This is a genomic window from Actinomycetota bacterium (assembly GCA_040754375.1).
In the GTDB taxonomy this organism is placed as follows: domain Bacteria; phylum Actinomycetota; class Acidimicrobiia; order Acidimicrobiales; family AC-14; genus JBFMCT01.
In genome coordinates, this window is the sequence record JBFMCT010000084.1 from 1 (window position 1) to 4,732 (window position 4,732).

Below are 4,732 nucleotides of genomic sequence, written 5' to 3' on the forward strand. Positions count from 1 at the left end.
CACAGCTCGCCGCGGCCATCAAGGCCGCCACCTCAAAGAGCGTCGATTCCACCGTTCCTGTCACACCTGCGGCGTAGTATCACCAGTGGAGGCCGTCACCAAGTTCTACGGCCAGCGGGGCATCCTCCGTTGACCATACGGTTAGCCACAGGCTGGAGAATCAAGGGATCGCCGCGTCGGCTCACTCCGCGCGCTCGATCCTCCATGTGATGTGCAGTATCTCGGACGGCTGTCAAAGAGGGCAGGGCGTCGTAGAAGTATTGCCGGATCGCCTCCAGCGTCGCCGGTGTACCTGTGGTCCCCGCAAGGACCCGCAGTGTCTTGCCGATGGTGTCAAGCGCGTACAAGAATACCTTGGCATAGAGGAACGCGCCGCGCCGGAGATAGCTCTGCGGGACCTGTCCTGACTCCCAACGCTCACGCTTAACGTGGACGTCTGCCTGGAAACGAATCTCCTCGCGCATCGCCCACGCTTCTTCAGGCGAGTTTGCATCCGCGAGCCGGGACTCTAGGGCGGCTTCGATGGCCCGTCGTTTCTCAAACTCCGACTCCTTGCCGAAGTCAGGTCGCTGCCACGGCTGGGTCCGCTCGAGTTCGAACCTACCGAGGGCGAGGGCGGCCTCCTCGAAATGGCTCTTCAGCACCTCAAGCAGGCTTTCGACCTTGAACCGCTCACCATCCGGAAGGTTAGGCTCATCGAGCCATGTCCCGGGGCTGATGAGTTCGAACACGTGCATCCTCTAATCCTATGAGCGTGGCGCAACGAAGGTGTCGAAAATTCGGTAGCGGGGCGAGTGTTGACATCGGGCCTCAAGCCACGAGACTGAACCGCACTGCGGGGGTTTGGTCGGCCACCGGCTTCGGTGACCACGGACCGTGAGCGTACTTGCGCTGGAGCTTCACCATGAGGATGGCCCTGACGCCGGCCACGGACCAGCGCACGCCGACGTCGGTGCGGCGGTTCATCTCCCGCATGACCCTCTCCAGCACCCCGGCGCCGAGCTCGGGCCGCCCCTTGTCGCCGAAGAGCAGCCGCCCGGCCGCGGGGTGGGTCAAGAAGGTGAGCACCTCGCCCTCGGCGGCCCGCAGGTGCTCGGCCGCAGCCCAGGCCCCGCAGCCCTCGGCGTCGTCGATGACGAGGGCATAAGCCGCCCTGGCGGCGTCGAGGTCGTGATCCGCGTAGGCAGCACAGAGCAGGGCCTCGAGGCCGACAACCACCGGCAACGCCGGCGCATCTCTCTACTCGAAGTCGAGGTGCGGGAGCTCACCGAGACGCTCGATGCCGCTCGGGCAATGAACCGGGAGCTCATGAACGAGCTCAACCGCAACGCAGGCGAGAGCGGGACCGGTGCCCGCAAGCCTCGCCGCGGCTGAAGAAGAACAATGCGGGGCGGAGCCTACGCCCGCCTCGCTTCGCCGTCGCGGATGGTGACCGCCGTGTAGACGAGCAGGACGGCACTCGTGAGGAAGGCGACCGTCATCGCCCATTGGTGACTGCCGAGCATGAGCCCGCCAACGCCACCGAGGAACGGCGCTATCGCGAACGCCCAGCGCATAAGGGAGCTCCTATCTTCCGACGTCCTGCCTCGCGAGCGGGGAACGACGACGCGCGGAACGAGGACGGTCACGGCCAACACGCCATAGGCCGCAAACGCGGGGATCAGCCAATCCAGCCACGCGCGGCGTCCGTTCTCGCCGGCGACGGTCGCGAGCGTCGACCAGACCGCGAGCATCAGGAGAAGGGTCCCCGCCAGCCAGATCCACGGGTATCGGCGCAGCGACTGCCCTAACCGCTCATCCATCCGGTCCCGTCCGCCGGAGCTTCTCGCCATCCCACCAGCATGGCGCTGCCGATCAATTGCACGCGGGTGCGGCCAAGTGACGTGGCACGGGAAGTCCGACTCGTCATACGCCAGCCGGGAGTTTCCCGCGTGGGCAACGGATACGACAGGGCGTGAGTTCACGGCTGGGGCCTCGCGTTGGTCACTCCCTCCACAGCTCTCTGTGGACTACGTCCGTCACACAGCGGACGTTCCATGACCTGCCCGTTCGCGCGCGAGTACAAGAGAACCGGGGCCACCACCGCGTCGCCGAAGACCTCGCCCCAGCGGCCCGAACGGCTTGTTGGAGGTGACGATGACGCTGGCCCGTTCGTAGCGGGAGGACATCAGCTGGAAGAACAGGTTGGCTGCCTCGGCCTCGAAGGGGATGTAGCCGACCTCGTCGATGACGAGCAGCGGGTAGCGCCCGAGCTTGGTGAGCTCGTCGTGAAGGCGACCGCTTCCGTCCCACTCCCAAAGGCCGACGGCCGCTCTGGGGGTAGCCACTCGCTCGGCGGTGCGCGACGCCGTGCGCCAGAGCCTGCTCTGCGCAGCGAATGCCCAAGCCGATCCCCAGGCCCTTCACTACGGCGGGCGGCGCGGGGCTGGGCGCCCCTGGCCGCCGGCGCTGCCGGGGCCCGACAGGCTGGGCGCAGGTCCTCGCGGTCGACGGCAATGGGCGAGCGCGCACCGTCAGGAGCCACCGACGCCAGAACGCCTCCGGCTGCCCTACCACCCGGCCCCACATGACCCGCGGCCTGGGCACGACCTCGACCCAGGACGGTGGCGCCCCGATACAGGCTCGTTGCCCATCACTTTGCCCATCAACTCCCGCCGGCTGGAGCGGGAGGAGCGGAGCGCGACGAGGCCCATACCCCCGCTGACCTGGGAGAACGCGACTCCCGCCGGCTGCAGCGGGACTCCCGATGACGTTCGCAACGTGGAAGTCGGCGGTTCGAGTCCGCTCACCTCCACGGCAAAGTAGCTGGTCAGCGGGGTGCGGCGGCTCCGCAACCAGGTCGAGCCCCAAAGCCCTCGCCCGGGCCACAAGAGTCGCGGGGGCGGCGGCCGTCGTGTCCGAGCCGTCGTAGGTCGAGGGTGGCCTGCCCTGACGTACACGCCCGTCGCCCAGCATGTGGCTCCAGGCGAGCCCCAGCGGCTCGTACACGTGGTGGCCACGACGGCGCGGGGCGCTCCAAAGGACACGGTCACGAGCACCCGCACCGCCCCTCGGGCGTGATCCGGGCCTCGCACACCCCGCAATAGGCGAGGCTGACCGCCTGCTCGGGGCGGGCGGGCTGGCGCATGGTCAGTCGGCCGTATTCGCTGGGGTGTGGGTCGTTGGCAACCCGCCGCGCCGTCGACGGTGGCGTTCGGTCGGCCCCGCCTCTGGCCATCCGCTCGATCTCCTCGAGCCGTCGGTGGTTGGCGATGGCGAGCTTCACGGCCCCGTCGGGCAGCCGCGCCAGCCGCTCCACGTGCCCACCTTTGGTCAGAAAGCGCGTTCGCTGGTCAGGAGGGAGCCGAAGATGGCGCCGTTCCCACTCGGCCAGGATCTGCTCCGGGGTCACAGCCCAGTCTGCCCGGCTTCATCTGCGGCCGCGCATTCGTCTTGACAACCGAACGTATGTTCGTGTACACTTATCAGTGACGCCTCGAAGGCCGGCGGCTAGGCCTTCCTCCTGCTGGACCCGACGCGCCCAGGACTGGAGGTGCCATGACGGCGACGTTGCTGGAGGAGGCCGCTGCGCTGCGGGCCGTCCTGGCGGCCTTCGACCCGGCCTTGGTGGCCTGCGAGCAGGCCGCGGTCGTGGCCGAGCAACTAGCCGTGACGGAGAAGGCTTGCGCCGCCGCCCGGGCCAGGGCCACCGCCCGGGCCGTGCAGGGCCGCGCCCACGAGGGCCGGGGGTTCGCCGACGGGGTTGAGTGGGCAGCGCGGCTGAGTGGCTCCACCCGGGGCGCGGCCAAGGCAGCCCTGGGCGTGGTCGAGGCCGCCGGGGCCGGCCCGGGGACGGCCGTCGGCGACGCCTTGGCCAACGGCGAGCTATCCCTGGAGCAGGCGGCGGTGGTGCTGGGGGCCGAGGCCGCCTGTGCGGGCAGCGAAGGCGAGATGTTGGCCCTGGCCCGGGAGTCGTCGCTCGCCAAGCTGCACGACGAGGCCAGGCGCCGGCGGCTCGACGCGGCCGACCCCGGCGAGCTCCACCGTCGCCAGCGGGCGGGGCGCTACTTCCGCCATTGGCGCGACGGCGAGGGCCTGGTCCGCCTGGCCGGGGCCCTGCCCCCCAACGTGGGGGTGGGGCTGATGGCCCACCTCGACCGTGAGTGCGACCGTGTCCGCCGGGAGGCCACTGAGCCTGAGCCCCGGGCAGCCCACGCGGCCGACGCCCTGGTGGCGATGCTTTCGGGGGCCGGGGTGACGGGGCGGTCCTCGACCGACCTGGTGCTGGTCTGTGACCTGTGGGCGTGGAGGCGGGGGCACGCCCACCCGGGCGAGAGCGCCCACATCGTTGGGGGCGGCCCCGTGCCCGTGGGCGTGCTGGCCACCTTGGCCGAGGACGCGTTCGTCAAGGCCGTGCTCCACGACGGCGTGGAGATCTCCACCGTGGCCCACTTTGGGCGCCACATCCCTGCCGAACTGCGGACCGCCCTGGAGCTGGGCCCGCCGCCGACCTTCGACGGCGTCGAGTGCACCGAGGCCGGTTGCGGGCGCCGCTACGGCCTCGAGTGGGACCACGTCGACCCCGTGGCCAACGGCGGGCCCACCTCGTTCGACAACCTCAGGGCCCGATGTTGGCCCCACCACCGGGCCAAGACCGAGCGCGACCGCCAGGCCGGCCTCCTGGGCCCGGGGCCATAAGTGCGCGGGCGCAACGCGCTGGCGGGCCGGGGTGGCGGGCGGGGCGGGGCGGGGC

The 4,732-nt window shown here is 70.2% G+C and carries 5 protein-coding genes and 1 pseudogene; 1 reads left to right on the top strand and 5 read right to left on the bottom strand.

Annotated elements, in window-relative coordinates; all coding sequences use genetic code 11:
• Nucleotides 1–95: 95 nt before the first annotated feature.
• The 5 genes and pseudogenes from AB1673_17385 to AB1673_17405 all read right to left on the bottom strand — a co-directional run bounded on the left by AB1673_17385 (nucleotide 96) and on the right by AB1673_17405 (nucleotide 3,298).
• Complete coding sequence (locus AB1673_17385) at nucleotides 96–737, bottom strand: hypothetical protein (GenBank protein ID MEW6155731.1); 642 nt, start codon at nucleotides 735–737, stop codon at nucleotides 96–98.
• A gap of 73 nt (nucleotides 738–810) precedes the next feature.
• On the bottom strand, nucleotides 811–1,224 hold the full coding sequence (locus tag AB1673_17390) for a hypothetical protein (protein MEW6155732.1): 414 nt from the start codon (nucleotides 1,222–1,224) through the stop codon (nucleotides 811–813).
• Between the two features lie 173 nt (nucleotides 1,225–1,397).
• Nucleotides 1,398–1,733 (bottom strand): hypothetical protein, encoded by a 336-nt coding sequence (locus tag AB1673_17395; GenBank protein MEW6155733.1) that lies wholly within the window; start codon nucleotides 1,731–1,733, stop codon nucleotides 1,398–1,400.
• A gap of 227 nt (nucleotides 1,734–1,960) precedes the next feature.
• Nucleotides 1,961–2,279: pseudogene (locus tag AB1673_17400) on the bottom strand (ATP-binding protein).
• Between the two features lie 749 nt (nucleotides 2,280–3,028).
• Nucleotides 3,029–3,298 carry a hypothetical protein gene (locus tag AB1673_17405; GenBank protein ID MEW6155734.1) on the bottom strand — a complete coding sequence of 90 codons (270 nt, stop codon included), beginning with the start codon at nucleotides 3,296–3,298 and terminating at the stop codon, nucleotides 3,029–3,031.
• A 239-nt stretch (nucleotides 3,299–3,537) separates the two neighbouring features.
• Between AB1673_17405 and AB1673_17410 the strand changes: the two genes are divergently transcribed.
• On the top strand, nucleotides 3,538–4,677 hold the full coding sequence (locus tag AB1673_17410; GenBank protein MEW6155735.1) for an HNH endonuclease signature motif containing protein: 1,140 nt from the start codon (nucleotides 3,538–3,540) through the stop codon (nucleotides 4,675–4,677).
• Nucleotides 4,678–4,732: the final 55 nt, after the last annotated feature.

Coding starts and splice junctions, on each gene's coding strand:
- AB1673_17385 (MEW6155731.1), bottom strand. CDS start 737: ATGCACGTGTTCGAACTCATCAGCCCCGGGACATGGCTCGATGAGCCT.
- AB1673_17410 (MEW6155735.1), top strand. CDS start 3,538: ATGACGGCGACGTTGCTGGAGGAGGCCGCTGCGCTGCGGGCCGTCCTG.
- AB1673_17395 (MEW6155733.1), bottom strand. CDS start 1,733: ATGCTCGCGGTCTGGTCGACGCTCGCGACCGTCGCCGGCGAGAACGGA.